Raw genomic sequence first — 26,477 nt, forward strand, 5'->3', positions numbered from 1 at the left:
CCTCTCGGTGCGGGCGCCGGCTCACGCCGCCGCCATCTGAATTCTACGTCATGTAGAACTACTTCGACGGAGCATAGAACAATTTCGACGGATGGTAGAATCAGAACCGCAGGAGCACACCACGGAGGAGGCGACATGGGAACGCTCGGAGAGCTTGAGCGCGCGGTCATGGACGCGCTCTGGGACGCTGACGGCTCGCTGAGCGCCTACGACGTGCAGCACCGGCTCGAATCCGCCGGCCGCTCCCTCGCCGCGACCACCCTGCTGACCGTGCTGTCGCGTCTGGAGAAGAAGGGCTTCGTCACCTCGGAGCGCTCGTCGCGGCCGCACCGCTACACCGCGGTCGCCTCGCGCGCCGAACATGTGGCCGAGCTGATGCACTCCGTGCTGGGCGACTCCGCCGATCGCACGGCCGTGCTGGAGCGCTTCGTCGGCGGTGTCTCGCCGGAAGACGCCGCGATCCTGAGACAGCTGCTCGGACGCACGAGCTGATTCGCCGCCGATGATCGGGATGCTGACGGACGTCGATTCCGCGATGGCCGGTGCCCTCGTCATCCCGCACGGCGTGGTGATCGCCGCCGCCGTCGTCCTCGGCGCGATCGCACTCGCCCTCGCCTGGCCGGTGCCCGTGATGCTCTCGCGCGCCTCGTGGCCGATGCGCACGCCCGTCATGGCACTGCTGCTGTGGCAGGCCATCGGTCTCGCCGGCGGACTGTCGATGATCGGCGCGCTGGCACTGGCGGGGTACTCGGCGGCGCCGGATCACCCCTGGCTGGCCTTGATCCCCGCGGCGGCGTTCGCGGTGTACCTGCTCGCCCACCTGAGTGTGACGATCGTGCAGGTCACGCGGCAGCGCCATCGCCACCTCGCCCTGCTCGAGCTGCTCACATCCCCGCATCCGACCCGTGCTCGCACCCGGGTGATCGATGATGCCGTGCCCGTCGCGTACTGCCTGCCCAACGGCGCCCGGTCGGTGACCGTGCTCTCGCAGGGCCTGCTCGACCGCCTGGACGCGGATGAGCTGGTCGCAGTGATCGCCCACGAGCGTGCGCACGTCGAGCAGCGCCACGATCTGCTGCTGCTCGCGTTCCGGGCGTGGCGATCCGCGCTCCCCTGGTTCCCGATCGCCGCGCGAGCCGAGGTGGAGGTCGCAGCCCTCGTGGAGATGCTCGCCGACGATCACGCGCGCCGCGAAGTGCGTGACGAGGTGCTCGCGCGGGCGATCCTGCAGGTGGGTGCCGGCGGACTCTCTGCTGCGGGGGCCGAGCAGCCGGTGTCGGGCTCGACCCGCGTGAGCGACCGGTTCCGCCGCCTCGCGGCCTGACGCGGCGCCCTGGCACTGGCACTGGCACTGGCACTGGCACGACCGCCCCGGCTCAGCGCAGCGCGAGCTCGCCGACCGCCGTGGCGCGCAGCCGCACGACGTCGTCGTCCGGCTGCCGATCGGCCGCACGGTGCGAGACGAGCATCACGATCCGGTCGGCCGTGGCCGCGCGGACGTCGGCCATCATGGCCGCCGCGGTGGGCTCGTCGAGATGCGCGGTCGGCTCGTCCAGCAGGATGACCTCCGACCGGGTCAGCAGCGCACGGGCGACGGCCAGGCGCTGACGCTCCCCACCCGACAGCGCCGACCCGCCGGCGCCGACGGGCGTGTCAAGTCCATCCGCGAGACCGGCGAGCAGATCCGTCAGTCCCGCGCGCGCGAGGGCGCTGCGCATCGCCGCGTCATCCGGCGCGTCGTCCCGCGAACGGACGAGCATGAGGTTGCCCCGCAGCGTGGAATCGAACACGTACGCGTCCTGCGGGCACCAGGCGACCCGGCTGCGCCAGCTTCGTTCATCGAGGGTGGTCAGCGCGCTTCCATCCGCCCTGATCGCCCCCTTCTCGACGGGGACGGCGCCCATCACAGCGGACAGCAGGGTGGACTTGCCTGAGCCCGAGGGCCCGTCCAGCACCAGCCAGCGTCCGCGCACGGCATGGCCGTTCACGCCCTCGACTGCGGGAACGCGTGCGCCGGGGTAGCGGATCGTGACGGCATCCAGGTCGAGCCGCTCGGTGGCGTCCGGCCGATCACTCCCCCATCGCGCCGTGGGCGCGGGCTGCAGGATCGGATCGAGCCGGCGCAGCAGTGCGCGCAGCGAGGGCATCCGATGCACCGCCGCGACGAAGGCGGCGAGCGGTTCGAGCAGGGCGAGGCACAGCAGAGCGAGCACCGATGCGGACTCGGCCGGGAGCGCGCCGGACAGCAGCGGCACGAGCACGGCGAGACCCGAGGTGGCCACCGTGATGACCGCCGTTCCCAGCCCCGCCGACCATGCCGCTCGCCGCTCGGCGTCGGCGAGACGTCCGGCGGCGGCATTGAGTTCGCCGAGCGCCGCGTCGGCTACGCCGTTGGCGCGCAGGTCTTCAGCGGCGGATGCCAGGGCTGATGTGCCCCGCACTATCTCCGACCGTGCCGTGATGCGCGCGGTGCCGGCGCCCTTCTCCGAGACGATCGCCAGGATCGACCCCAGGGCCGTCGCAGCGATCAGGACGACGCCGATGAGCACGGCGAGATGGGGCGTGACGTACGCCGCGGTCACAGTCGTCCCGGCGATGACGAGCAGACCGGCGCCGAGCGGCGGGATCACCCGCGGCAGCTGATCGCGCAGGTCATCGGCCAGGGTGACGAGGTAGTCGAGGGGCGCGCCGCCCTCCAGGAGGCGACGCGAACCCGCTCCTCGCGCGGCGATCGCCCGCCACAGCCGCAGGCGCAGGGCATCTACGGTCTGGAACGCCGCACGGTGCGTCACGAGCCGCTCCGCATACCGGCCGGCGGCGCGGCCGACGCCGAACGCGCGCACGCCGACGATCGCGACGAGCAGGTACATGATGTACTCCTCGACGCTGGCGCGCACGATCAGCCAACCGGAGACCGCGGTCAGCGACACCGCCAGGCCCGCCGCCAGCGCGGCGAGCGCGATGGACGCAGCCCACAGCCAGCCCTGCGGTCGCAGCAGCGAGGTGAGAGTGAGGCGACGGATGTCATCACGCGCGGCAATTTCGCCGGGCGAATGCGATTCCACAGGCTGTCTGGCGGCGGGTTGTCCTGTGGAAGTGGAATCGACCTGGATTCCTGGCGAATGCTGCGGCGTCTCCTGCACCGGAATCAGCCGGTCCGCGAGTGCGAGCGTCTCGGGTTCGTGGCTGGCGAGCACGATCACACAGCGATCCGCGCGTCGACGCACGGCGTCGCGCACGCGCTGCGCGGCGACGGGGTCGAGGTGGGCCGTGGGCTCATCCAGCACGAGCAGCCCCGCTCCGGCGTCCACTCGGGCGAGGGCGCGGGCGACGGCGAGACGGCGCAGCTCACCGGGGCTGAGCTCGGCGACGGCCGCATCTGCCCGATCCGCGAGACCGAGCTCGTCGAGCGCCTCGACACCCGCACCGTACACAGCGAGCTCCGCACGAGGCGTCTGGGCGAAGGCGCGGGGTGCCTGCGGTGCCCAGGCGACGGCATCCGATTCGATGCCGCTGATCGTTCCGGAGATCTCGGCGTCCGCGGGCAGGACGCCGGCCAGCGCGCCGAGCAGGGTGGACTTGCCCGCGCCACTGGGACCCGTGATCGCGGTGATGCCGCTCACCTCGGCGGTGAGCGCGCGCAGGGCCGGTCGCGCTCGTCCGTCGTAGCGCACGCTGAGCTCGTCCAGGCGGACCACGCCGGCGGGTGCGATATCGCGCCGGCGGGTGTCGCGCGCGAGTGGCCGGGCCAGCAGCGCCTTCGCCCGGTCGAGGGCGGAGAGCCCGTCCTGCGAGGCGTGGAAGGCCGAGCCCACATCGCGCAGCGCCTGAAAGCACTCCGGTGCGAGGATCAGCGCGATCAGCGCCGCTTCGAGCGCCATGGTGCCGTTCAGCAGCCGCAGCCCGAGGAACACAGCCACGACGGCCACCGAGATCGTCGCGATCAGCTCGAGCGCGAGAGCGGACAGGAACGCCCAGCGCAGCGTCTCCTCGGTGCGTGCCCGATAGCGGCTCTGCACGCCGTCGAGTGCACGGGTCTGCTCGTCGACGCGACCCAGCCCGACGAGCACAGGGAGCCCGCGGGCGAGCTCGGTGAGGTGGTCGGCGAGCCGGGTGAGCGCGCTAAGAGCCTCATCGGTGCGCTGCTGCGTGTGCTTGCCGATGAGGGTCATGAACAGCGGCACCAGCGGCACGGTGAGCACGATGACCAGCGCGCTGAGCCAGTCCGCGCCGAGGATGCGGATGCCGATCAGCAGCGGCACCACGGCAGCTGAGACGAACGCGGGCAGGGACTGGATGAAGTAGTCGTCGAGGTCGTCCAGAGCGTCGGATGCCAGCACCGCCGTGCCGCCGCCGGAGCGGTCCCCCGAAGCGATGCGGCGCCAGAGCCTGCTGCGCAGATCTCGTTTGACGCTCGTGGCGACGCGGCGGGCGATCACCGACGACGCCCACTCGCCACCCGCGCGCAGCAGCGCGCCGGCAAGGCCCAGGATGAGGCTGAGCTGCACGACGGGCGGAGTCAGGGATCCATCGGCGAGCGCGGCGATGCCTCGGGCGACCGCTTCGGCGATGAGCACGAGTCCCACCGCCCTGGACGCCGCGAGCACGCCGAGCGCGTACAGCGCACGTCGGGGGACGGCACTGAGGTCAGGACGGCGAGCGGCGGGCGCCTGCGCGACGCGGGCGGCCTCGAGCACCCATGGATCGTTCGGTGTCGGGGATGCGCTCACCCCATAATTCTACATCGCGTAGAAGTCAGGTCGACGCGAAGCCCTCGAGCAGCTCCAGGATGGCGAGGGTGGTCTTCTCAGGGGCATCCAGAGTCACCACGTGCCCCGCCCCCTCGATGATCCGCTCGACGACACCCTCGGCATCCGCCCAGGCGGGCATGGCCGACGCGATGTTGCCGGTGCGATCCTCCGCGCCGCGGATCAGTCCAAGCGGAACGGGAGTACGGTATTCCGGATCCGGATCGACCAGCGAGGCGGTGGCGCGCCAGACATCCAGGAAGACCTTCTTCGGCATCCGCGCGAACACATCCGCGGTCGCTGCGATCGCGTCGGGATCGACCGCCGAGGCCCTCGCCATCAGCATCGGCAGCCTGGAGGCGGGGATCAGCGCGAGCGTCGGTGCGGCGAGCCGCAGTGCGAAGCGCTCCAGGGCGTTCAGAGGGCCCGCGTTCCACGTCGAGTCGATGACGACCAGCCCGCCGGTCCGCTGCGGATGCCTCCGCACGCAGGCCTGCGCGAGGTTCCCGCCCAGGGAATGTCCGATGAGGACGGGCCGATGCAGTTCGAGGGCGTCCAGCAGCGCAGTGACGTCGGCGAGCGCATCGTCGGCGGTGAATCGGATGCCCGTGTTCATCTCCGACCGACCGTGCCCGCGCAGGTCGCAGAGCACCGGCCGGAATCCGGCGGCCTGCACCGCTTCGGCCTGTGCCAGGAACATGGTGTGATCCATGCCCGCACCATGCAGGAAGACGACCGGCCGCCCTGTTCCGCCGCCGTCGTGGAAGCGGATGCTCGCGCCGGGACGATGGAGCGTGCGATCGGGAGTGGCCATGTCCTCGACCGTAACCCAGCTCAGACCCCGGCGGCGGCCTTTACCGGCTCCGGGAACATGGCGGTGAACAGGCTGCCCACCCACTCGATCAGGTCGGCGTCGACGGGCATCGGCACGATCAGCGCCTCTGAACCGCCGAGGATCTTCGCCTTCGGATACAGCCGCTGCAGGCGCACCTTCATCGAGTCCTCGAAGCGAGCCGGCGCGATGCGCAGGTTCGAACCCATCGCGACGACATCGCTCAGTCCCGCCTTCGCGGCGCGGCGGCGCAGGCGCGCGATCTGCACGAGCGTGGTCACCTCATCGGGGAAGGCGCCGTACCGGTCGACGAGCTCCTCGACCACGAGGTCGATGGCGTCGTCGGCGGCGCCCGCGCCCGCCGCGGCGGAGAGCTTCTGATACGCCTCCAGCCGCAGTCGCTCGCTGTCGATGTAGTGCTCGGGGATGCGGGCATCCACCGGCAGTTCGAGGCGCAGCTCGACTTCGGAACTCGTGTCCTCGCCCCGGAACGTCGCCACGGCCTCGCCGATCATGCGCAGGTACAGGTCGAAGCCGACGCCGGCGATGTGACCGGCCTGCTCCGCGCCGAGCAGGTTGCCCGCGCCGCGCAGCTCGAGGTCTTTCAGCGCGACCTGCATGCCCGAGCCGAGGTCGTTGTTCACGGCGATGGTCTGCAGTCGATCGGCGGCGGTCTCGCTGAGCGGCTTCATCTCGTCGTAGAGGAAGTACGCATAGGCGCGCTCGCGGCCACGGCCGACGCGCCCGCGGAGCTGGTGCAGCTGCGACAGACCGTACTTGTCGGCCCGGTCGATGATGATCGTGTTCGCGTTCGAGATGTCGAGGCCGGTCTCGATGATCGTGGTCGAGACGAGCACGTCGTACTTGCGCTCCCAGAAGTCGTCGACGACCTGCTCGAGCTGGTGCTCGCCCATCTTGCCGTGCGCGACGGCGATGCGCGCTTCGGGAACCAGCTCGGCGAGCTCGGCCGCCACCCGCTGGATCGACTGCACCCGGTTGTGCACGAAGAACACCTGGCCTTCGCGTAGGATCTCGCGGCGGATCGCCGCGCCGATCTGCTTGTCGCTGCGGGGACCGACGAAGGAGAGGATCGGATGCCGGTCCTCCGGCGGGGTCTGCAGGGTCGACATCTCGCGGATGCCCGTGACGGCCATCTCGAGCGTGCGCGGGATGGGCGTGGCGCTCATGGCGAGGATGTCGACGTTCGTCTTCATCTTCTTCAGCGCGTCCTTGTGCTCGACGCCGAAGCGCTGCTCCTCGTCGATGATCATCAGACCGAGGTCCTTGAAGATCACCTGGTCGGTGAGGATGCGGTGCGTGCCGATGACCATGTCGACGGATCCGTCGAGCAGTCCCTGCAGGGTGAGCCGCGCCTCCTTGTCGGTCTGGAACCGCGAGAGAGGGCGCACCTTCACGGGGAAACCGGCGAAGCGCTCGGTGAACGTCTCGAGATGCTGCTTGACCAGCAGGGTGGTGGGCACCAGCATTGCGACCTGCTTGCCCTCCTGGATAGCCTTGAACGCCGCGCGCACGGCGACCTCGGTCTTGCCGAATCCGACGTCGCCACTGAGCAGCCGGTCCATCGGGATCGGCCGCTCCATGTCAGCCTTGATCTCGTCGATCGTCTGCAGCTGATCGGGCGTCTCGGCGAAGGGGAACGCCTCTTCCAGCTCGCGCTGCCAGGGCGTGTCCGGTCCGAAGGCGTGCCCCTTCGAGCTCATCCGCGCCGAGTACAGCTTGACGAGCTCGACGGCGATGTCGCGCACGGCCCGGCGCGCCTTGCCCTTGGCCGCCGACCAGTCGCTGCCGCCCATCTTCGACAGGGTCGGCGCCTCGCCGCCGACGTACTTCGAGAGCAGGTCGAGCTGGTCGGTGGGCACGAACAGCTTGTCGCCGGGATAGCCGCGCTTGGACGGCGCGTACTCCAGCACCAGGTACTCGCGGGTGGTCTTGACCGCGTTGCGCCCGCCGGAGGACACCTCGCGCTTGGTCATCTCGACGAAGCGGCCGATGCCGTGCGTGGTGTGCACCACGAAGTCGCCCGGCTTCAGCTGCAGCGGATCGACGACGTTCCGGCGACGGGAGGCGAGCTTCTTGACCATCCGCTGGTCGCCGCCGATGGTGCGGCCGTAGAACTCGTTGTCGGTGAGGACCGCGATCCGGGCATCCGGCACCTGGAAACCCGACTCGACCGTCGCCGCGACCAGGCTCGCGACGCCGCCCTCGGGAACCTCGGTGAGGTCCGCCACGATGCGGGCGGCCAGTCCGCGGTCGCTGAGCACGTCACGCGCTCGCTCGACGAGCCCCTGTCCGGAGGCGAGGACGACGACGCGCCAGCCCTCCCCCAGGCGGGCCTCGACGAATGCGATCGCACCGTCGACGTTGCCGTGGAAGGACGGGATCACCGAGGAGTCGAGGTTCGCGGCATCCTCATCGTCGGTCGCGAAGGGGCTGAGTCGCCACCACACGCCGTCCCGGTCGCGCACGATCTCGCGCAGTCGCGCGAGCGAGATGAAGTCGCCGGCGCCGAGGTCGATGGGGGCGGATGCCCCGGAGGTCGCCGCGCTCCACGCGGCGTCGAGGAACTCGCGGTTGGTCTCGCCGAGATTCTGCGCGCGTCCGCTGGCGCGCTCGGGGTCGATGACCGCCGTCGCCGACCCCTCCGGCAGGTATTCGGCGAGGGTCATCAGGGGGCCGGACACCGCGGGAAGCAGCGACTCCATGCCCTCGACGGGGATGCCCTCGGACATCTTCTCGAGCATCCCGGCAAGCGCCGGGAACCCGCCGACGAGAGCCGCGGCGCGCTCGCGAACGTCCGCCGTCAGCAGCAGCTCGCGGCTGGCGGGCAGCTCGACACCTTCGACGTCCCCGGGCAGCGAGCGCTGGTCGGCGACCGAGAACGCGCGGATCTGATCGATCTCGTCGCCGAAGAACTCCACGCGCAGCGGGTGGTCGGCCGTGGGCGGGAAGACATCGAGGATGCCACCTCTGACGGCGAACTCACCACGGCGCGAGACCATGTCGACGCGGGTGTACGCGCGCTCGACGAGCTGCTCGACCGCCTGCTCGAGCTCGATCCCCCGACCGCCGATCTTCAGTTCGAGCGGAGCGGCCGCACCCAGGTTGGCAGCCAGCGGCTGCAGGGCGGCGCGCACCGAGGCGACGATCACCAGCGGCTTCTCGCCGTTCCAGGTGGTGATCCGGCGCAGCGTGCTCAGTCGCCGGCCGACCGTGTCCGGGCTCGGACTCAGCCGTTCATGCGGCAGTGTCTCCCACGCGGGGAACGTCAGGATCTCAGCATCCGGCAGGTACGAGCCGAGCGCGGCGGCGACCGACTCCGCACGGCGCCCGGTGGGGGTGACCACGAGAGCGGATGCCGGATGCCCGGCCGCTGCGCGCTTGTTCAGCAGCCCGGCGACGATCGGGACGTCGAGCCCGTCGACCGCCGAGATGTCGGCATCGGTCTGCGCCCAGGTGAGGGCGTCGCGGTACAGGTTCGCCTCTTCCAAGGCGCGCAGAATCCCCGGAACAGTCACCGGAGAAGTCTACTGCCGGGCTCGGACACTCCGGCTCTCGAGCGTGGCATCAGGCCAGTGCCGCGCGCAGCAGCCCGATTCCCACCGCTCGCGCAACGGGGGCGAGGGCGAGCGCCTCACGCGCCCGCAGGGTGCTGATCGTGACAGCGCCCTGGCTCCATCGCACGGTCGCCGTGCTCGTTGCGGCGCCGCGCAGCCAGCCGGAGAAGATGGCCGAGTGCACGATCGCCGGGCGCAGCGGACCGGGGATGCCGCTGATCACGAGCGACCCGAGCAGATCCTCGAAGGCGATGCCGAGCACGGTGTCGCCCGGCACGCCGGCGAACGCTCCGCGGCGATCGAGCCATTCCGTCCGCGGCACCCAGTCGCCGTCTCCGGCACGGGATGTCAGTCGCGCCGACGGCAGGTAGTCGAAGGCGCCGCCGAGAGCGCCGGCGTCCTCCGCGAGCACCAGGACCCGACCGCCGGAGCGGGCGTGCTGCTGGGCCTCGGGCCCGAAGACGCGAACGACCAGGAGCCCGGCCTCATCGGCGACCGGAACATCCAGAGCGGTCAGCCACTCGGCGACCTGCGCGTCACCGGCGCGCACCGCCTCGCCGCCCCACGCCGCACGCTCGATGACGAGCACGTCGGCGGCGTCGCGGGCGATCAACTCGCCATCGGCGTGCAGCTCTGCCTCGACCAGCACCTGGGCAGTCGTGGCCGGCAGCTCGATGCGCAGCATCCGCTGCTCGCGCTGCGCGCCGAGCGGTTCCTCGTGCACCGTGCGACCGTCCAGCACGAGGCGCAGCACTGACCCGGCCGGCAGCCCCTGCGGCGACGGCAGCGAGTCGACGCGCACCGCGAGCTGGTCGCCGGCGAACACGCTGTACGCCTCGGGACGGAGGGCGATCGCGTGCTCGCCGTTCGCCAGCGCGTACTCCCTGGTGCCGGTCTTGAGCGCGCGGTTCATGTCGAACAGGCCGTTCGCCTCCCACTGCACGTCGCTGAGCTGCGTGAGGACGTAGCCGCTGATGTCGTCGTGCAGTCGGATGCTGGTGGTCTGGTATCGATTCGCGATGAGCTGTGCGCGGTGCAGCTGACCGACCAGTGCCTCCCACGAGCCGAAGACGTCCTCGAGACCGAGCGCGCGGAACCGCTCGATGAGTCCGGTGCCCTCGGCTGCGCCGAACGCCCAGTCCGCTCCGAGCGCGAACCACCACGGCTCGGAGCCGTCGGCGTCGTACTGGTCGAGGGCGTGCGGCAGACCCCAGTTGCCGAACTCGCTCAGCACGAGCGGCTCGCGACCGGTGCGCTCCGCGTCACCGTGCGGTGAGAAGGTCCAGTCCGGCCGCGTTGCGAAGTCGGCGATCTTCGCATCCCAGACACGGCGGGCTTCGGGGATGCCGCGGTAGACGTGGTAGTCGTCGATGTGCGTGCGCACATGGAAGTTCGGCTCGCACGCGGAGTTGTCCACGACCAGCGAGCCGGATGCGTGCCGCTCGATGTCGTCGAAGACCTCGCGCAGCTATTCCCGCTGGGTGGCGCTGGCCAGGTCGATTCCCCACGACTCGTTCATGATCGTCCAGATGACGATGCTGGGGTGGTGGCCGTCACGGTCGATGAGCCGCTTCAGCAGCGCATGACCGGCGGCTGCGCCGTCGGGAGTCCACGTCATCCAGCTGGGCAGCTCGGTCCAGACGAGGAGGCCGAGTCGGTCGGCGATCTCGTAGTACCGCGGATCGGGTCGCTTGATGTGCACCCTGAGCATGTTGAACCCGAGGGCCTTCGTCTCGCGGAGCATCTGCTCCCACGCGTCGAAGTCGTCCACCACCGATGTGCCGCCCGGGTGATAGTCCTGATCGAGCACGGCGCGCAGGTACAGCTCGCGCCCGTTGAGCAGGAACTTGCCGTCCTGCGCGGCGAAGGTGCGAAAGCCCGTCTCGCGGGAGACGACGTCGACCGTCTTCCCCGCGGCGCGCAGCGACACCTCGACGGTGTACAGCTGCGGTGCGTCGATGTCCCACAGCGCGGGTTCGCTCACCACGATCCGACCCGCGATCCGCCCGTCCTGAACGGGCAGCTCTGCGGCGGCCGCTTCGACGCCGGCGCGCAGCACCCGCACGACGGCGGCATCGGCCGATGCATCGGACACGCCGGCACCGATCGCGATGGCCCCGCTCGTGGCATCCGACTTCACCGTCAGCTCGGTGACGTGCGCCGCGTGACGCTCCTCGAGCGTCACCGACTGCCAGATGCCAGCGGTGGTGCCGTACCAGGACTGCTTGCCGGTCGGGTGCTCGAGGAATCCCGGCTCGTGCGCTGTGCCGTAGCGCGGTGGATACGACACGGTGACCTCCACCGTGTTGGCACCTGGCGTCACGGCATCCGTGATGTCGCACTCGAACGGCTCCCACGCCCCCTCATGCGACCCCACGTGCATCCCGTTGACCTGCACGTGAGCCGTGTGATTGACCGCGCCGAAGCACAGGAACAGCCTGCGAGCCGGCTCGACATCCGCGTGGAACGAGCGCTCGTAGCGCACGCTCTCGTGCGAGTCCCCGAAGCCGGGGAGCTGTGCAGTCCACGCACCCGGCACGACGACCTCGTGGGTCGCGGCGTCGCTGGGGACGTGCAGCTGCCAGACGCCGTCGAGGCTGAGGACGGGACGAGGGGCGGTCGACATGGGGGCCTGCTTCCGAGGGAGAGAGGGGTGGGGCGGTGCGACCCCACCCCTCAGGTGCTGGGGTTACTTTCTTGCCACGTTGCATATGCGATGTCAAGCGGTTCTGCCAGGATGGGAGCGAACCGAAGGGGGTGCAGATGGGCGCGAGCCTGAACGATGTCGCCGAACTTGCCGGCGTCTCGCCGCGCACGGTCTCGAACGTCGTCAACGACTTCGTGCACGTGCGCGATTCGACCCGCAAGCGCGTACTGGCCGCGATCGAGGAGCTCGGATACCGGCCGAACATCTCGGCGCGCCGCCTTCGCCAGGGCAGGACGCGGATCCTCGGCTTCGCCGTGCCCGAGTTGTCGCAGCCGTACTTCGCCGAGCTCAGCGAGCTGGTCGAGCTCGCCGCGCAGGAGCGCGGGTACACCGTGATCGCCACGCAGACCGGCGGGGTGCGCGAGAACGAGGTCCGCGTGCTGCGCGACCTCGGCTCCCACATCGTCGACGGCCTCATCTTCTCGCCGATGTCGATGACGAAGGACGAACTGTACGAGACGCCGCCCACCGTGCCGACCGTGCTGATCGGCGAACAGATCTCGAGTTCCCGCTACACGAGCGTGGCCATCGACAACATCCGCGCGACCGCGGACATCACGCGCCACCTGATCGAGCGGGGACACCGGCGCATCGCCACGCTCGGCGCCTACCACTCCGACAAGTACCGCAGTTCGCGGCTGCGCCTGGACGGCTACCGCCTGGCGCTCGACGAGGCCGGCATCGCGTTCGATCCGGAGCTGGTGCTCTACACCGACCGGTTCGGCCGCAAGGCGGGGCTCGACGGCATCGCCCAGGCCTGGGACGACGGCATCCGCTTCGATGCGCTGGTGTGCTTCACCGACCTGCTCGCGTTCGGAGCGATCCGCGCCTTCGCCGACCGGGGCGTCCGCGTGCCCGAGGAGGTCGCGACGGTCTCGATCGACGATGTGCAGGAGGCGGAGTACTCGGTGCCGTCGCTGACCACGATCGCGCCGGACAAGCAGGCGATCGCCGCGCAGGCCGTCGACAACGTCCTCGCGCTGCTCGACGACGCCGACCGCGAGCCCGAGAACATCGACGTCTCCTACCGACTGATCACCCGGGAGAGCTCAGGCCGCTGACGCGCCCCGGTCCGGCCCGCTGCGCGGCCGCCTCGCGGCACGGAACCCCTCCACCGCCAGCAGTGTCAGTGCGACGGCCAGGATGCCGTAGACCAGGCCGTCCGCTCCCTGCATCCGCTCCCCCAGCAGCAGCGAGATCCCGACGAGCATCACCGGCTCGGCGTAGCCGAGCAGCCCGAACACCGGCATGGACAGCAGTGACGAGGCGCCCAGGTAGAGCGTCATCGCCAGCGCGCTGGCGAAGCCGATGCCGGCCAGTGCCGTGATCTCGAGAGGCGTCGGATGCACGGGCACCGCGATCACCAGCAGCAGCACGGCGAGCGGAGCGAGCACCGCCATCTCGAAGCCGAAGACGATCGCGCCGTCGAGTCCGAAGCGCTGGCGAAGCACGAAATAGACCGTGTACGGGATGCAGATCACGAGCGTGACCCACGACAGCTGCGGCGTGGCCGCCAGCTTCACCGCCACCGCGACCGCGGCGAGGGCCACGACAAGCCACTGCATCCGGCTGACGTGCGCCTTCATCAGGAATCGCCCGCCGAGCACCAGGCAGATCGGCAGCAGCAGGTAGCCCAGCGCTGTGTCGAGCCCGTGGCCGTGCATCGGCGCCCACATGAACAGCCACAGCTGCACGCCGACGATCCCGGTCAGCAGCAGGCTCAGCAGCGGCATCCACCACCGGGCGCGCAGCCGCCGCCACAGCACGGCCAGAGCCAGTCTCGCGGCCGGGTGCAGCAGCGCCGCGGCGTAGCAGAGGATCGTGAGCAGCACCCGCCAGGCGAAGACGACCTCGGCCGATGAGCTGACGATCCCCGCGAGGTAGAACATGCCCGCGAACAGCGTCGACGCGAGCAGCGAGAACAGCACGCCTCTCGGCGAAGATCGGTGCGCCGACACGTTCCACTCCGTCCCGGCGGCACCGTGCCACCGCCTCAGACTATCGGCGGATGCCCGCGTCGAGATGCGCGATGATCTCGTCGGCGACGTCGTCGACCCCCGACGCTGCCGACACGACGAATGACCCGCCAGCCCGCTCAGCTTCGGTAAGCGGCTCGAACGACATCAACTGTGAGTCGAGCATCGACGCCGGCATGAAATGGCCGGTGCGCGCAGCGATGCGTCGCTGTAATGCGACTCTGGGCAGCGCGAGTTCGACGAAAATCGTGTCCGCGCCGTCGCCGCGGAGGATGTCGCGATAGGCGGTCTTCAGCGCCGAACACGCGAGAACGATCGATTCCCCGCGCTGCAGCGCGGCATCCGTAAGCCCGCGCAAGCGCCACAGCCATTCCCAGCGGTCCTCATCCTCGAGAGGTATGCCGGCACTCATCTGCGCGATCAGTCTCCGGTCGTGGTAGTCGTCCGCGTCCGCGAACGCGGCGCCCATCCGCTCAGCCAGACGCCGCGCCGCGCTGGTCTTGCCAACACCAGCCACCCCGAAGACAACGACCGCACGCGGCGCCGCACCCCGCTCAAGCCGCATGCTCGCCCGTCTGATGCGCCGCCACGAACGCGAGATGCGCCCGGATGAAGGCATCGACCGCACGCTCGTCGTAATCCACCCGTGCCGAGTGATTGTCGGCCGGCCACCCTTCTGCCAGCTTCTCGACCGGCGTCGTGCCGACGAAAGCGAGGACGCCGGGGATCTGCTCGAGCACGTACGAGAAGTCCTCGCTGCCCATGAGCGGGTCGGCCAAGATGTTCACCCCCGCTGGGATCCGGAGTTCGAGCACGGGGCGCAGTGCGTCGACGACGGCAGGATCGTTCAGCGTCGCAGGATACCCGCGATGGATCTCCACTTCGACATCGAGCCCGTGCGCCGCGGCGATGCCGGCTGCGCGTCCGCGCAATCCCGCTTCGGTCGCGACACGACGTGCCACGGAGTGGGTCCGGAAAGTTCCGGTGATCTCCGCGCTCCCCGGTATCGCCGAACGGGCCTCAGCGCTGCCGGCAGCCAGACCGGTGACTGAGACCACCGCCGGGTCGAACGGCGGGTTGGTGCGTGCGACCATCGTTTGGATCGCGCCGACAAGCTCGCACGCGGCGGGGATCGGGTCCACCGCGGCGTGCGGCGCGCTGCCATGGCCTGCGGCACCCGTCAGCACGATCCGGAACGTGTCCGCGGCAGCCAGGATCGCACCTCCCCGCATGTTGACCGTCCCCAGCGGATACCAGGGGTTCACATGCAGGGCGAACGCCCGCGACGGCGCAGGCAGGCCGTTGGAGGGAGGACCGGTCACGCCCTCATCGATCATGTGCCTTGCACCGAACCAGCCTTCCTCTCCGGGCTGGAACATCAGCACCACGGCGCCTGCGAGTTCCTCGGCAGCACGGCGGAGCAGCGCCGCCGCGCCGAGCAGGCCTGCTGTGTGCAGGTCGTGACCGCAGGCGTGCATCGCACCCGGCGTCTCTGAGGAGAACGGAAGGTCCGTCTCCTCATCAATCGGCAGCGCGTCCATGTCGGCGCGCAGCAGCACCGTCGGTCCCGGGCGACCTCCCCGGATGAGGCCGACGACCGAGTCCGACGACCGGCCGAGGACCAATGGTATGTCCAAGGCGCGCAACTCATCAGCGACCAGCGTCTGCGTGCGCGGAAGCCGCAACCCGGTCTCCGGGTGCCGGTGCATCCGGCGTCGCAGCACGATCGCACGTTCCACCGCAGCGGCGATCGCCGTCTCGTCCAGTCTCGCATCCGCACTCATCGCTCGAACACCACTTCCCCGTCGATCATCGTCATGTCGGGGACCGCGCCCCCGATGTCTTCTTCCAGCTCGGTCCAGCCGCGGTCCAGCAGCACGAGGTCGGCGGCCGCACCCGCCCTGATGCTCCCAATCTCCGCCTCACGACGCAGCGCCCGTGCCCCGCCAGCCGTGGCCGCGCGCAGGGCGGCAAACAGCCCCAGCCCCTCGTCGGCAACCAGCGGTTCGTGCTCTGCCCCGTATGCCGTGCGATGCACCGCGGTGTGCATTGCCGGCCAGGGATTCGGCGTCGACACCGGCCAATCGCTAGAGGAAGCCAGTGGCACGCCGGCGACCGCCATCGAGCCGAACCGGTACAGGCGCCCGGCATCGCCCGCAGCAAGGCCAGCGAGCACATGGTCGACGATCTTGGCAGAACAGTGTGCCCAGAGCGGCTGCACGACGGCGATCACGCCCAGCGCCGCCATGCGGCGGATCTCTTCGTCGCGAACGAGGTTCAGGTGCGCGATCTGATGCCGCCGGTCCCGCCGCATCTCCGGGCCGAGCTGCGCGATCGCGTCGACGGCGTCTCGCACTGCGCGATCGCCATTGGCGTGAATGTGCACGTCAAGCCCTGCGCCGTCCGCTGCAGCGACGATCCGGCTCAGCTGCGCCGGGGTGAAGAAGGTCTCCGGCTGCTTTGCATCGAGATAGGGGGCGATCGTCGCCGCCGTTCTGCTGGAGGCCGTGCCGTCGTACATGATTTTGACCGCATCGCAGCGGAAGCGCGGGTCTTCGCCCGCGAGCGCGCGCTGAGCAAGCACCTCGTCCAGAGCCTCCTCACCGACCCCGCGCGGCCACCACAGGGCGCCGTTGACCCGGCTGCGCACCTCGCCCGACCGCACGCCCTCGCGCAACGTATCGAGCACGTCGGTGGTCGGCACGTAGTCGCCGACGATCGCCTCCTGCCAGGCGGTGACGCCGTAGCTGTGCAGCAGAGACTCCGCGGCGCGGAGCCCCGCTCTTTTCTCGACGGCGGAGAGCGTCGGCAGCAGGTCGGCGACGAGATTCATCGCGCTCTCGTACAGCATCCCGTCCGGATCCCCGTGCACGTCACGACCGACCACGCCGCCGGCCGGATCCGGCGTGGCGCGGTCGATCCCTGCAATGCGCAGTGCCGCGCTGTTGACCCACGCGCAGTGCCCGTTGGCATTGTTCAGATATGCCGGCACCGCGCCGGTGAGGCTATCGATCAGGTTGAGCGAGCGAACTTCTGCGGGCAGGTGGGCGAGCTCCCAACCGCGGCCGATGATCCAGTCGCTGCTGTTCCGCCCGGCGAACTCTGCCACCGCGCGTAACGTCTCGTCGGCGTCTGAGCATCCGGTCATGTCACACCGGAGCATCTCCACACCAGCTTCGACGACATGCGCGTGCGCATCGACGAAACCCGGCAACAGCAGGCGGCCTGCTGCGTCGACGGTCCGGTCGGGTCGGCCGACCGAAGGCATCTGCATCGGCTCGATAGCCGAGATCCGTCCGTGCGTGATGTCGATTCGCATCGAATCCCCGCCGCCTGCCGGCGTCCAGTCCTCGATGCGCATGAGACTGCTCATCCCTTTGTCGCACCGCCGGTGAGGCCGCTCACGATGTAGCGCTGCATGAACAGCGAGATGAGCATCACGGGAACCGTGATCACGACCGCCGCTGCCATCAGCCCGCCCCAGTCGATCGAGGCGTACGAGATGAAGTTGAAGATCGCGGCCGGCAGCGTCTTCGTCGTCGCCCCGGAGAGCACGAGCGCGAAGAGGAAGTTGTTCCAGCTGAAGATCATACTGAGGACGGTCGCGGTGGCGATTCCCGGCGCCGCGAGAGGCACCGCGACGCGCACGAAAGCCCCGATCTGCGACAGGCCATCGATCTGCCCCGCCTCCTCCAACTCGGCAGGGAGTGCCTCGAAGGTGTTCATCATGATCCACACGACGAGCGGAAGACCGACGAACATGTGCGTGAGGATGAGCGCCGCGTAGCTGTCCACCAGGCCGATCTGGGCGAAGATGTAGTACCACGGCACGAGCAGGCTGATCCCGGGCACGATGCGAGCGATCAGCACCACGAACGAGGACCTGTTCATGCTCCAGCGGGCGATCGCATACGCCGCTGGGACTCCGATGACCAAGGACAGGACCGTCGTGGACGCGGCGATGAAGAAGCTGTTCCACGCGAAGAACGCAAACTGCTGTTTCGCGAACACGTTGACGAAGTTCTCAACGGTGAACTGGAACTTCGAGATCGAGTCCGGAGACGTGATCACGATGCTGGGCTGGAATGACGCGATCAGCATCCACACCAGCGGGAAGCCGAAGGCGACGGTGACCAGCGCGATGAGGACGCCGCGGACAGCGCCCCACGCGCGGCGGCGGCTCTTGCGGGACAGACCGCGTTGCGGCCCGGGGGCGCCGGGCGCGACGACGGCGCGGGTGCTCGGCTCGGCGACGATGGTGCTCACAGGACGGCCCCCCAGCGCTCACGCAGCTTCGCGAGCAGATAGACGATGAACAGGATGACGATGAAGAAGAAGACGAGCAAGGCCGATCCCCGGCCGTACTCGCTGTAGTTGAAGCTCAGGTCGTAGGCGAGGATGTTCAGCGTCTCGGCCTCGTGCTGGGTGCCGCCGCCGGGCCCCTTGGTCGCGTAGATCATGTCGAACGTCTTGATCGCGTCGATCGACCGCAGCAACACCGCCGTGATGATCGCGGGCGCGAGCATCGGCAGCGTGATGAAGCGGAACACCTGGACCGGCCCTGCGCCGTCGACCTGTGCGGCCTCGTAGGGCTCCTCCGGGAGGACGACCAGCCCTGACAGCAGGATGACGACCATGATCGGCGTCCACTGCCAGACGTCTATGAAGATCAGCGTCGGCAGCGCCTGGCTCGGAGAAGCGAGCCAGTCCTGTGCGGGCAGTCCGAGCATCCGCATGAACTGGTTCGCGACCCCGATAGTCGGTTCGAAGATGAGTAGCCAGGCCATGCCCACCGCCACCGGCGTGGCGACGAGTGGCAGCAGGATCACAGAGCGCACGAACGACTGGCCGCGGAATGCCTGCCGCAGCAGCAGCGCGATCGCCAGGCCCAGCACCAGCTCGATGCCGACCGTCGCAACTGAATAGATGAAGGTGCGCCAGACAGCGGGCCAGAACCGCTCGCCGTTGGTGAAGATGTAGACGTAATTGTCGAATCCGACGAACTTCAGCGGCTTGCGCACGGATCCGAAAGCGTCCATGAAGCTGAGATAGATCGTGTATCCCAGTGGGACGATCAGCATCAGCAGGACGAAGACGGCGGCCGGCAGCGACAGCACCCATTTCGTGTGCCGGTTAGCCCAGGCCCAGAGCCGGGTCCCCGGGTTCGTAGCGGAGGCGGTGGTCATTCGGTTCTCTCAGCTCTCGATCGGTTCCGCGGATGCCAGAGCGGCGGCGCAGGGCCGCCGCTCCAGTTCCTTCATCGTGCGCGTGACGCTTCCTCGTCCAGCAGCTGCTGGAGTTCGGTGTTCGCCTTCTTCGCGGCAGACTTCACGTCCTCGCCGAGGATGCCTGCCGTGACCATCGCCAGATAGATGTCCGAGGCCTTCTTGACCTGCACCACGTCCGGACGATCACGGCCGCCGTCAATCGCGATGGACTCCTTGGTGACTTCGGCGAGGTCAGCCGGCACGCCGGTGAGGCTCTCCGGGTTCTCCCACACCGACTTGCGTGCTCCGAGTAGACCCTCCTGCTGTGCGGCCAGCACCATGTCCGCAGAGGTCGCCCACTCAATGAACTTCCAGGCGTTGTCCTTCTGCTGCGAGTTCGGGTTGATCGCTAGGCCCCAGGAGGTGACGTTATACGGCTGTGGCCCCTCTGGTCCGCCCGGGATCACGGCGAAGCCGGTCGTGTCAGCGACAGTCGACTTTGCCGGGTCCGTGATGTTCGTATAGAGCACGTTGGCATCGGTGTAGAACGCCGCCTTGCCCTGCGCGAAGATCGCGATCGCCTCGGGCCATGCCATGTTGGTGACGCCGGGCGGGCCGTACTCGCGGAGCATCCTGCCGTAGTACTCGACGGCTTCGATCGCTTCGGGGGTGTCCAGGGTCGCCTTGTCGTCTGCGGTCCAGTCGGCGCCGAACGTGTGCAGGTAGGGCGCCGTCTGGGAAGTCTGCTTGCCGCGCGCGACGAATCCATAGACGCCGTCCTTGTTCAGAGCGGCAGCAGCCTTCTCGAGTTCGTCCAGCGTCTTCGGCACAGCGATGCCGGCCGCTTCCAGGAGGTCCTTGCGGTAGTAGAGCACCTGCTGCTCAGTGACGAGGGGAACGCCGTACACGCGGTCGTCGACCGAGACGTTCTGCACGCTGGAGTCGTAGAAGTCTCCCCAGTCCAGCGCATTCGAGGACTGCGCGCGGTCAGTGATGTCTTCGAGCCAGCCGTTCTGAGCGAACAGACGCGTCTCCGACGGCGGCCGGTACATCATGACGTCGATGCTGCTGTCGCCCGCGTTGAGTTTGACGTTGTACTGCTCCGTCAACTGTTCCTCGCCGTAGGTGGTGATCTCCACGTTGACGCCGGTCTTCTTCTCGAACTCGTCGATGCGGTCGGAGACCAACTCGGTCCAGCCGTGGTTTGCGAGCGTGAGGCGCAGCGTCCCGCCCCCGTCTCCGCCGCCGGCCCCGGCGCTGCCGCCGCCTGCGGCGCATGCCGTGAGGGTGATGGCGGCGATGCCCGCCGCCATCACGCTGAGAACGCCATGCCGTAGTATCCGTGCCATTAAGGACTCCATTTCTCACACCGATGTGGGGACGTGCGGGGGGTGCGACCTGGTCGCGTGATGGCGATGGTAGCACAATAAATCCGATCTATGCAATCATTAGATCCGATCTAAGGAGTGAATGTGGCCACAGCACCTCTTCACAGCGCGCTACTGCAGACGCTCGGACAGTCGATCGCAAACGGCGAATTGAACCCAAGTCGCGTGCTCACCCTTGACGAGGTGTGCGTGCGCCACAGCGTATCTCGCTCCGTGGCTCGCGATGCCGTCGGGTCGCTGGAGGCGTTGGGAATGCTGGAGTCGCGGCGTCGCGTCGGCATCATCGTGCTGCCCATGAATCGGTGGGACGTGCTGAACTCGCAGGTCATCCGCTGGCGCCTGAACGGCCCGGATCGAGACCGGCAGCTAGAGGCTCTGACACTGCTGCGGCTCGGCGTCGAGCCAATCGCCGCCGCCTCTACCGCGCAACACATCGACGGGTCGACGGCTCTGGAGCTGCGCGACCTCTCGCTGCGGATGGCGGAGCACGGGCAGGCAGGACGCCGCGCCGAGTTCATCGAGCTCGATGCCCGCTTCCACGAACTGATCCTGACGAACTCCGGCAACGAGCTTTACGCTGCGCTCTCGACGCCCGTGCTCGCGGCGATTAACGGTCGTTCCGAGGTGGGACTCATGCCAGACCATCCCGTCGCGGATGCGATCCAGCTGCACCACACGGTCGCTGAGGCGATCGTGGAGCGCGACGCGACAACCGCCGAGCACGCGATGCGCGATATCCTCTCCGAGGTGCGCAGCGCCGTGGCTGAGGTCGCCGCACCGCGCTAGTCACCCGCCACAGGCCGACTACGCTAAACCGATGGAACCGGTGACCCTGCGCACAGAACGACTCGTCCTCAGCATCCCGACCGTGGCGGATGCGGATGCCATCACGAGCGCCTGCCAGGATCCGGAGGTGCCTCGCTGGACCACCGTGCCGAGCCCCTACACGCGTCAGCACGCACTGGACTTCGTCGACCTCGTCGCCGGGTGGTGGGCGGACGGCGTGGAGACCGTGTGGGCGATCCGCAAGGACGATGTGCTGGCCGGGATGATCGGGCTGCACAAGATCGCCTCGCATCCGCACGGCGGCGAGGCCGAGATCGGCTTCTGGGGCACAGCGGAGTTCCGAGGGCAGGGCGTGATGGGCGAGGCCTCCCGTGCGGTCGTCGACTACGCCTTCGACGAGCTGAAGCTGGTGCGCCTGAGCTGGCGGGCGGTGGCCGGCAACGTCCCGTCGGCCCGCACCGCGCGCACCCTCGGCTTCCGCTACGAGGGGATGCTGCGGCAGGGCCTGACCAGCGCCCGCGGCCGCGACGACGGCTGGATCGCCGGCCTGCTGTCATCCGACGACCGAACGCCTGTGGACTGGCCCGTCCTCTGACGCCCCTCACCCCACGAGGGGTCCGAAACTGCCGCATCCCGTGGGCGCGACCCGGCATTTCTTGACCCCTCGGAAATGCGGGTGGGACGTGAAAGGATGTCGGCATGCCCGAGATGCCTGAGGTGCAGGGTCTGGTCGACTTCCTCGGCGAGCGCGCCGTGGGGCGCTCGATCACGCGCACCAGCGTCGGCGCGATCGCCGCGCTGAAGACCTTCGATCCGCCGATCACGGCGCTGCAGGACGCGACGATCACGCGGGCCGCCCGGTACGGCAAGTTCATCGATCTGGTTCTCGGCGACGACCTTCACCTCGTGTTCCATCTCGCGAAGGCGGGATGGCTGCGCTGGTACGACCTGCTGCCGACGACGCTGATCCGGCCTGGCAAGAGCTCGATCGCGCTGCGCGTCGCCCTCGACGACGACAGCGGGTTCGATCTGACCGAGGCCGGCACGAAGAAATCGCTCGCGGTGTACGTCGTTCGCGATCCGCAGGACGTTCCCGGCATCGCCCGGCTCGGCCCCGATCCGCTCGATGAGGCCTTCACCCGCGACGCCTTCGCCGCTCTGCTCGCTGGTCGCCGGACGCAGATCAAGGGACTGCTGCGCGATCAGTCGCTGATCGCCGGCATCGGCAACGCCTACAGCGATGAGATCCTGCACGCCGCGAAGATGTCGCCGTACGCTCCCGCGACGAACCTCGACGACACGGCGATCGATCAGCTGTACGACGCGATGCAGGCGACGCTCCGCGAAGCGGTCGTCGAGGCATCCGGCAAGCCGCCGGCGGATCTGAAAGACGCCAAGCGGCGCGGGATGCAGGTGCACGCCCGACGCGGCCAGGTGTGCCCGGTGTGCGGCGACGAGATCCGCAGCGTCTTCTTCGCCGATCGCAGCCTGGAGTACTGCCCCACCTGTCAGACCGGCGGAAAGGTGCTCGCCGATCGGCGACTCTCGCGCCTGCTGAAATGACGCCGGACATCGGGGAATGAAACCGCGACGCCGGCGTTGAGTACACTCAGAAGCATCAACGTGCTCCGGGGTCGGTGTGAATCCGAACCGGCGGTGACAGTCCGCGAACGCCTGGCCACAGGCGCCGATCCGGTGGAAATCCGGAACCGACGGTGATGCGAGCGAGAGCTCGCTAGTCCGGAAGAGAGGCAGCACGAGCGACGCGAACGCGCTCGCCGCCATCCCCGGACGTCCCAGAGAAGGATGACCGATGGCAGTGACCGAGACCGAGCGCAGCGCGATGCGACGCGCTCTCTCGATCGCGGCGAACGGTCCCCGCGGCATCAACCCGCAGGTCGGCGCCGTCATCCTCTCCCCCGCAGGCGTCGTCCTCGCCGAGGGCTGGCATCGCGGTGCGGGCACCCCGCACGCCGAGGTGGATGCGCTGTCGAAGCTGACGTCGGATGCCACGCGCGGCGCGACCGCGATCGTCACCCTCGAGCCGTGCAACCACACCGGACGCACCGGCCCCTGCGCGCAGGCGCTGATCGACGCCGGTGTGACGCGCGTGATCTACGCGCTGGACGATCCGGGCGCCGAATCCAGCGGCGGTGCCGACCGGATGCGCGCCGCCGGCATCGACGTCGTCTCAGGCGTGCAGAGCGATCGGGCCCATGAGCTCGTCGCGGACTGGCTGGTCGCGCATCGACTCGGCCGTCCCCACGTCACCGTGAAGTGGGCGCAGAGCCTGGACGGCCGTGCCGCGGCATCCGACGGCACCAGCCAGTGGATCACCGGACCGGACGCGCGCGCGGACGTGCACCGCAGGCGCGCCGAAGCCGACGCGATCGTCGTCGGCACCGGCACGGTGCTCGCCGATGATCCGGCCCTCACCGCCCGCGACGGCGACACCCTGCACCCGCGTCAGCCGACCCCGGTCGTGATCGGGTCGCGCCCCACTCCCCCGGATGCCGCGGTGCACCGGCATCCGCACGCGCCGCTCTTCTACGACTCGCACGATCTCGCCGACGTCATGGCCGATCTCGGTGCGCGCGGCGTGCAGCGCGTCTTCGTCGAGGGCGGGCCGACCCTCGCGAGCGCCTTCATCGCCGCCGGCTTCGCAGACACAGTGCTCGCCTACATCGCGCCGGTGCTGCTCGGCGGCGACCGCCTCGCTCTCACCGACATCGGCGTCGGCACGATCGACGACGCCCGTCGCCTGCAGGTGCAGGAGTGGGTGCCCCTCGGCGCCGATCTGCTCGCCATCGCCCAGCCCGTCGTCTCACCACCGGAAGGAAGCTGATGTTCACCGGAATCATCGAGGAGATCGGCGAGATCGCCGCGATCTCGCCCTCAGGAGACGGCTGGCGGCTCACCGTCCGTGCGCCGAAGGCGGCATCGGATGCTGTGCACGGCGAGTCCATCGCCGTGAGCGGCGTCTGCCTGACCGTCGTGGCATCCACCGCCGACACGTTCGACGCCGATGTCATGAAGCAGACCCTCGACGTGTCGGCGCTCGGCGCGGTTCGGGTCGGCTCTCGGGTGAACATCGAGAAGGCGATGCCCGTCGGCGCACGACTGGGCGGGCACATCGTGCAGGGTCACGTCGACGGCACCGGCACCGTGCTCGAGGTGCGCCCCGGGGCGCAGTGGAGCGTGCTGCGCATCAGCCTGCCCGCCGATCTCGCACCGCTCGTCGTCGACAAGGGCTCCATCAGCGTCGCGGGCACCTCGCTCACGGTCAGCGCCGTCTCCGCACCCGGCTCGGGGAACCAGCACTGGTTCGAGGTCTCACTCATCCCCGAGACCCTCGAGGCGACCATCCTCGGCGCGCTCGCGCCCGGTGACGTCCTCAATCTCGAGACCGACATCCTGGCCCGCCACGTGCAGCGCCTGCTGGCATTCAGCTCTCCCTCGGAAGGAGGCTCGCGATGAGCCTTGACACCATTGCCGACGCTCTGGACGCGCTGCGCGCCGGGCGCCCCGTCATCGTCGCGGACGATGAGAACCGCGAGAACGAGGGAGACATCATCATCTCCGCCGAGCTCGCGACACCCGAGGTCATGGCGTGGATGGTGCGCTGGACCTCCGGTCTCATCTGCGCGCCGATGCCTTCGGATCTGGCGGACAAGCTCAACCTGCCGCCGATGGTCGAAGCGAACGAGGATGCCCGCTCGACCGCGTACACCGTCAGCGTGGACGCCGCGCAGGGTGTCACCACCGGCATCAGCGCGCGCGACCGCGCGCTCACGCTCAACGTGCTCGCGAACCCGGAGTCGACGCCCTCCAGCGTCATCCGCCCCGGTCACATCCTGCCGCTGCGCGCGGTGGACGGCGGCGTGCGCGAGCGCGCCGGCCACACCGAGGCCGCTGTGGAGCTGATGCGGATGGCGGGCCTGCAGCCGGTCGGCGCGATCGCCGAGGTGGTCGCAGATGACGGCAGCATGATGCGACTGCCCGCACTGCTCGAGCTCGGTGCGGCCGAGAACGTGCCGGTCATCACCATCGAGCAGATGATCGCGCACCTGAACGAGCACGAGCCGATCGATGCGTCCGGCAAGAAGGCGCACCGTCGGGTGAGCCTTCGTGCCGACTCCACCGTGCCGACCACGCACGGCTCGTTCCGCATGCTGGCCTACAAGGACCGCGTCACGGGCACCGATCACCTCGCGATCGTCTCCGGCACGGTGGGCGAGACCGCGCTCGTGCGCGTGCACTCGGAGTGCCTCACCGGAGAGGCGTTCGGCTCGCTGAAGTGCGAGTGCGGTCCGCAGCTGCAGACGGCGCTCGACCTGATCGAGAAGGAGGGCGGCGTCGTCATCTACATGCGCGGGCACGAGGGTCGCGGGATCGGCCTGATCAACAAGCTCCGCGCGTACAGCCTGCAGGAGGACGGGCTCGACACCGTCGACGCGAACCTCGCACTCGGGCTGCCGGCGGATGCCCGCGACTATGCGGCCGCCGCTGGCATCCTCACCGACCTCGGCATCTCCAAGGTCCGTCTGCTGACGAACAACACCGACAAGGTGGCCAAGCTGCGAGGACTCGGACTCGACGTCGTCGAGCAGGTGCCGCTGCTCGTCGGCGTCGGCCCCAACAACCACCAGTACCTCGAGACCAAGCGCGATCGCATGGGCCACATCATCGGCGAAGCAGAGCTCGCCGAGGCCCTCGCGAGCGGAAAGGACCACGCATGAGCGGCGCCGGAGCCCCCACCCCCTCCTCCCCGATCGACGGCAGCGGCCTGCGAGTCGTCGTCATCGCCGGCACCTGGCACGAGACGATCTCGAACGGCCTGATCGCGGGTGCGCAGCGCGTGCTCGATGCCGCCGGCGCGGCGCACTCGCTGGTGCGCGTGCCCGGCTCGTTCGAGCTCGCCGTGGCCGCGCAGGCCGCCTTCGCGGGAGGCGCCGACGCGGTCGTCGCGCTCGGCGTGATCATCCGCGGCGGCACCCCGCACTTCGAGTACGTGTCGGCTGCCACAACCGACGGCCTCACGCGTGTGTCGCTGGACGCCGGAAAGCCGGTCGGGTTCGGGCTGCTCACCCTCGACGACGAGCAGCAGGGCCTCGATCGCGCGGGACTGCCCGGTTCGACGGAGGACAAGGGCGCAGAAGCGGCGGATGCCGCCGTGCGCACGGCTCTGGTCGTGCGCGAGCTGCGCGGCTGAGGCGTATCAGATCCCAAGTGGATGCGAAGATGGCTAGCCTGGGGTC

At 69.2% G+C, this 26,477-nt stretch carries 22 protein-coding genes and 1 riboswitch; of the genes, 10 read left to right on the forward strand and 12 right to left on the reverse strand.

What is annotated here, in order from left to right; all coding sequences use genetic code 11:
- Positions 1–135 precede the first annotated feature (135 nt).
- Together ACQUSX_RS05395 and ACQUSX_RS05400 are read left to right on the forward strand one after the other, a co-directional pair.
- Positions 136–492: a BlaI/MecI/CopY family transcriptional regulator gene (locus ACQUSX_RS05395; protein ID WP_428905931.1), complete on the forward strand. Its 357-nt coding sequence runs from the start codon at positions 136–138 to the stop codon at positions 490–492.
- A 19-nt stretch (positions 493–511) separates the two neighbouring features.
- Entirely contained in the window at positions 512–1,324 is an 813-nt protein-coding gene (locus ACQUSX_RS05400) for a M56 family metallopeptidase (RefSeq protein WP_428905932.1), read from the forward strand.
- A 52-nt stretch (positions 1,325–1,376) separates the two neighbouring features.
- Here ACQUSX_RS05400 and cydC read toward each other — a convergent pair whose 3' ends face one another.
- From cydC to ACQUSX_RS05425, 5 genes are read right to left on the reverse strand one after another with little or no spacing between them, the layout of a single operon-like run.
- Positions 1,377–4,730, reverse strand: coding sequence for a thiol reductant ABC exporter subunit CydC (gene cydC / locus ACQUSX_RS05405; RefSeq protein ID WP_428905933.1), 3,354 nt, complete (start codon positions 4,728–4,730; stop codon positions 1,377–1,379).
- A 25-nt stretch (positions 4,731–4,755) separates the two neighbouring features.
- Positions 4,756–5,562, reverse strand: a complete 807-nt coding sequence (locus ACQUSX_RS05410; RefSeq protein WP_428905934.1) for an alpha/beta fold hydrolase — start codon at positions 5,560–5,562, stop codon at positions 4,756–4,758.
- Positions 5,563–5,582: 20 nt separating this feature from the next.
- Positions 5,583–9,116 carry a transcription-repair coupling factor gene (gene mfd, locus ACQUSX_RS05415; RefSeq protein WP_428905935.1) on the reverse strand — a complete coding sequence of 1,178 codons (3,534 nt, stop codon included), beginning with the start codon at positions 9,114–9,116 and terminating at the stop codon, positions 5,583–5,585.
- A 49-nt stretch (positions 9,117–9,165) separates the two neighbouring features.
- Positions 9,166–10,572, reverse strand: coding sequence for a hypothetical protein (locus ACQUSX_RS05420; protein ID WP_428905936.1), 1,407 nt, complete (start codon positions 10,570–10,572; stop codon positions 9,166–9,168).
- Positions 10,573–10,623: 51 nt separating this feature from the next.
- Entirely contained in the window at positions 10,624–11,781 is a 1,158-nt protein-coding gene (locus ACQUSX_RS05425; protein ID WP_428905937.1) for a glycoside hydrolase family 2 protein, read from the reverse strand.
- 137 nt (positions 11,782–11,918) lie between these two features.
- On the opposite strand from ACQUSX_RS05425, the gene ACQUSX_RS05430 reads away from it, so the two are divergent.
- Positions 11,919–12,923: a LacI family DNA-binding transcriptional regulator gene (locus ACQUSX_RS05430; protein WP_428905938.1), complete on the forward strand. Its 1,005-nt coding sequence runs from the start codon at positions 11,919–11,921 to the stop codon at positions 12,921–12,923.
- On the opposite strand, the gene ACQUSX_RS05435 is transcribed toward ACQUSX_RS05430, so the two are convergent.
- The 7 genes from ACQUSX_RS05435 to ACQUSX_RS05465 form a co-directional block, all read right to left on the reverse strand.
- On the reverse strand, positions 12,912–13,820 hold the full coding sequence (locus ACQUSX_RS05435) for an EamA family transporter (RefSeq protein ID WP_428905939.1): 909 nt from the start codon (positions 13,818–13,820) through the stop codon (positions 12,912–12,914). The two genes, ACQUSX_RS05430 and ACQUSX_RS05435, sit on opposite strands and share 12 nt — an antisense overlap.
- 40 nt (positions 13,821–13,860) lie before the next feature.
- Positions 13,861–14,403 (reverse strand): gluconokinase, encoded by a 543-nt coding sequence (locus ACQUSX_RS05440; protein ID WP_428905940.1) that lies wholly within the window; start codon positions 14,401–14,403, stop codon positions 13,861–13,863.
- Positions 14,393–15,622, reverse strand: a complete 1,230-nt coding sequence (locus tag ACQUSX_RS05445) for a M20 metallopeptidase family protein (protein WP_428905941.1) — start codon at positions 15,620–15,622, stop codon at positions 14,393–14,395. Before ACQUSX_RS05445 ends, ACQUSX_RS05440 begins: the two co-directional genes overlap by 11 nt.
- Positions 15,619–17,199, reverse strand: a complete 1,581-nt coding sequence (locus ACQUSX_RS05450) for an amidohydrolase (protein WP_428905942.1) — start codon at positions 17,197–17,199, stop codon at positions 15,619–15,621. Before ACQUSX_RS05450 ends, ACQUSX_RS05445 begins: the two co-directional genes overlap by 4 nt.
- A gap of 8 nt (positions 17,200–17,207) precedes the next feature.
- Entirely contained in the window at positions 17,208–18,104 is an 897-nt protein-coding gene (locus ACQUSX_RS05455; protein ID WP_428905943.1) for a carbohydrate ABC transporter permease, read from the reverse strand.
- Entirely contained in the window at positions 18,101–19,024 is a 924-nt protein-coding gene (locus tag ACQUSX_RS05460; RefSeq protein WP_428905944.1) for a carbohydrate ABC transporter permease, read from the reverse strand. The genes ACQUSX_RS05455 and ACQUSX_RS05460 overlap by 4 nt, the downstream gene beginning before the upstream one ends.
- Before the next feature lie 71 nt (positions 19,025–19,095).
- Entirely contained in the window at positions 19,096–20,394 is a 1,299-nt protein-coding gene (locus ACQUSX_RS05465; protein WP_428905945.1) for an ABC transporter substrate-binding protein, read from the reverse strand.
- A gap of 123 nt (positions 20,395–20,517) precedes the next feature.
- Between ACQUSX_RS05465 and ACQUSX_RS05470 the strand changes: the two genes are divergently transcribed.
- The 7 genes from ACQUSX_RS05470 (at position 20,518) to ribH (ending at position 26,431) form a co-directional block, all read left to right on the forward strand.
- Positions 20,518–21,219, forward strand: a complete 702-nt coding sequence (locus tag ACQUSX_RS05470) for a FadR/GntR family transcriptional regulator (protein ID WP_428905946.1) — start codon at positions 20,518–20,520, stop codon at positions 21,217–21,219.
- Between the two features lie 31 nt (positions 21,220–21,250).
- Positions 21,251–21,814, forward strand: coding sequence for a GNAT family N-acetyltransferase (locus ACQUSX_RS05475; protein ID WP_428905947.1), 564 nt, complete (start codon positions 21,251–21,253; stop codon positions 21,812–21,814).
- A gap of 104 nt (positions 21,815–21,918) precedes the next feature.
- Positions 21,919–22,782 carry an Fpg/Nei family DNA glycosylase gene (locus ACQUSX_RS05480; RefSeq protein ID WP_428905948.1) on the forward strand — a complete coding sequence of 288 codons (864 nt, stop codon included), beginning with the start codon at positions 21,919–21,921 and terminating at the stop codon, positions 22,780–22,782.
- A gap of 57 nt (positions 22,783–22,839) precedes the next feature.
- Positions 22,840–22,980, forward strand: a riboswitch (FMN riboswitch).
- Between the two features lie 52 nt (positions 22,981–23,032).
- On the forward strand, positions 23,033–24,064 hold the full coding sequence (ribD, locus tag ACQUSX_RS05485) for a bifunctional diaminohydroxyphosphoribosylaminopyrimidine deaminase/5-amino-6-(5-phosphoribosylamino)uracil reductase RibD (protein WP_428905949.1): 1,032 nt from the start codon (positions 23,033–23,035) through the stop codon (positions 24,062–24,064).
- Entirely contained in the window at positions 24,064–24,696 is a 633-nt protein-coding gene (locus ACQUSX_RS05490; protein WP_428905950.1) for a riboflavin synthase, read from the forward strand. Before ribD ends, ACQUSX_RS05490 begins: the two co-directional genes overlap by 1 nt.
- Positions 24,693–25,958, forward strand: a complete 1,266-nt coding sequence (ribA, locus tag ACQUSX_RS05495; RefSeq protein WP_428905951.1) for a GTP cyclohydrolase II — start codon at positions 24,693–24,695, stop codon at positions 25,956–25,958. Before ACQUSX_RS05490 ends, ribA begins: the two co-directional genes overlap by 4 nt.
- The gene (gene ribH, locus ACQUSX_RS05500; RefSeq protein ID WP_428905952.1) at positions 25,955–26,431 is read left to right on the forward strand and encodes a 6,7-dimethyl-8-ribityllumazine synthase; all 477 of its coding nucleotides are present in this window, start codon (positions 25,955–25,957) and stop codon (positions 26,429–26,431) included. The genes ribA and ribH overlap by 4 nt, the downstream gene beginning before the upstream one ends.
- Positions 26,432–26,477 lie beyond the last annotated feature (46 nt).

This window comes from Microbacterium alcoholitolerans (genome assembly GCF_050408615.1).
GTDB lineage: Bacteria > Actinomycetota > Actinomycetes > Actinomycetales > Microbacteriaceae > Microbacterium.

Excerpts from the sequence above, each read along its gene's own strand:
- ACQUSX_RS05395 (WP_428905931.1), top strand. The coding sequence starts at position 136 with ATGGGAACGCTCGGAGAGCTTGAGCGCGCGGTCATGGACGCGCTCTGG.
- ACQUSX_RS05400 (WP_428905932.1), top strand. The coding sequence starts at position 512 with ATGCTGACGGACGTCGATTCCGCGATGGCCGGTGCCCTCGTCATCCCG.
- ACQUSX_RS05410 (WP_428905934.1), bottom strand. The coding sequence starts at position 5,562 with ATGGCCACTCCCGATCGCACGCTCCATCGTCCCGGCGCGAGCATCCGC.
- ACQUSX_RS05425 (WP_428905937.1), bottom strand. The coding sequence starts at position 11,781 with ATGTCGACCGCCCCTCGTCCCGTCCTCAGCCTCGACGGCGTCTGGCAG.
- ACQUSX_RS05430 (WP_428905938.1), top strand. The coding sequence starts at position 11,919 with ATGGGCGCGAGCCTGAACGATGTCGCCGAACTTGCCGGCGTCTCGCCG.
- ACQUSX_RS05440 (WP_428905940.1), bottom strand. The coding sequence starts at position 14,403 with ATGCGGCTTGAGCGGGGTGCGGCGCCGCGTGCGGTCGTTGTCTTCGGG.
- ACQUSX_RS05445 (WP_428905941.1), bottom strand. The coding sequence starts at position 15,622 with ATGAGTGCGGATGCGAGACTGGACGAGACGGCGATCGCCGCTGCGGTG.
- ACQUSX_RS05450 (WP_428905942.1), bottom strand. The coding sequence starts at position 17,199 with ATGCGCATCGAGGACTGGACGCCGGCAGGCGGCGGGGATTCGATGCGA.
- ACQUSX_RS05460 (WP_428905944.1), bottom strand. The coding sequence starts at position 19,024 with ATGACCACCGCCTCCGCTACGAACCCGGGGACCCGGCTCTGGGCCTGG.
- ACQUSX_RS05465 (WP_428905945.1), bottom strand. The coding sequence starts at position 20,394 with ATGGCACGGATACTACGGCATGGCGTTCTCAGCGTGATGGCGGCGGGC.
- ACQUSX_RS05475 (WP_428905947.1), top strand. The coding sequence starts at position 21,251 with ATGGAACCGGTGACCCTGCGCACAGAACGACTCGTCCTCAGCATCCCG.
- ACQUSX_RS05480 (WP_428905948.1), top strand. The coding sequence starts at position 21,919 with ATGCCCGAGATGCCTGAGGTGCAGGGTCTGGTCGACTTCCTCGGCGAG.
- ribD (WP_428905949.1), top strand. The coding sequence starts at position 23,033 with ATGGCAGTGACCGAGACCGAGCGCAGCGCGATGCGACGCGCTCTCTCG.
- ACQUSX_RS05490 (WP_428905950.1), top strand. The coding sequence starts at position 24,064 with ATGTTCACCGGAATCATCGAGGAGATCGGCGAGATCGCCGCGATCTCG.
- ribA (WP_428905951.1), top strand. The coding sequence starts at position 24,693 with ATGAGCCTTGACACCATTGCCGACGCTCTGGACGCGCTGCGCGCCGGG.
- ribH (WP_428905952.1), top strand. The coding sequence starts at position 25,955 with ATGAGCGGCGCCGGAGCCCCCACCCCCTCCTCCCCGATCGACGGCAGC.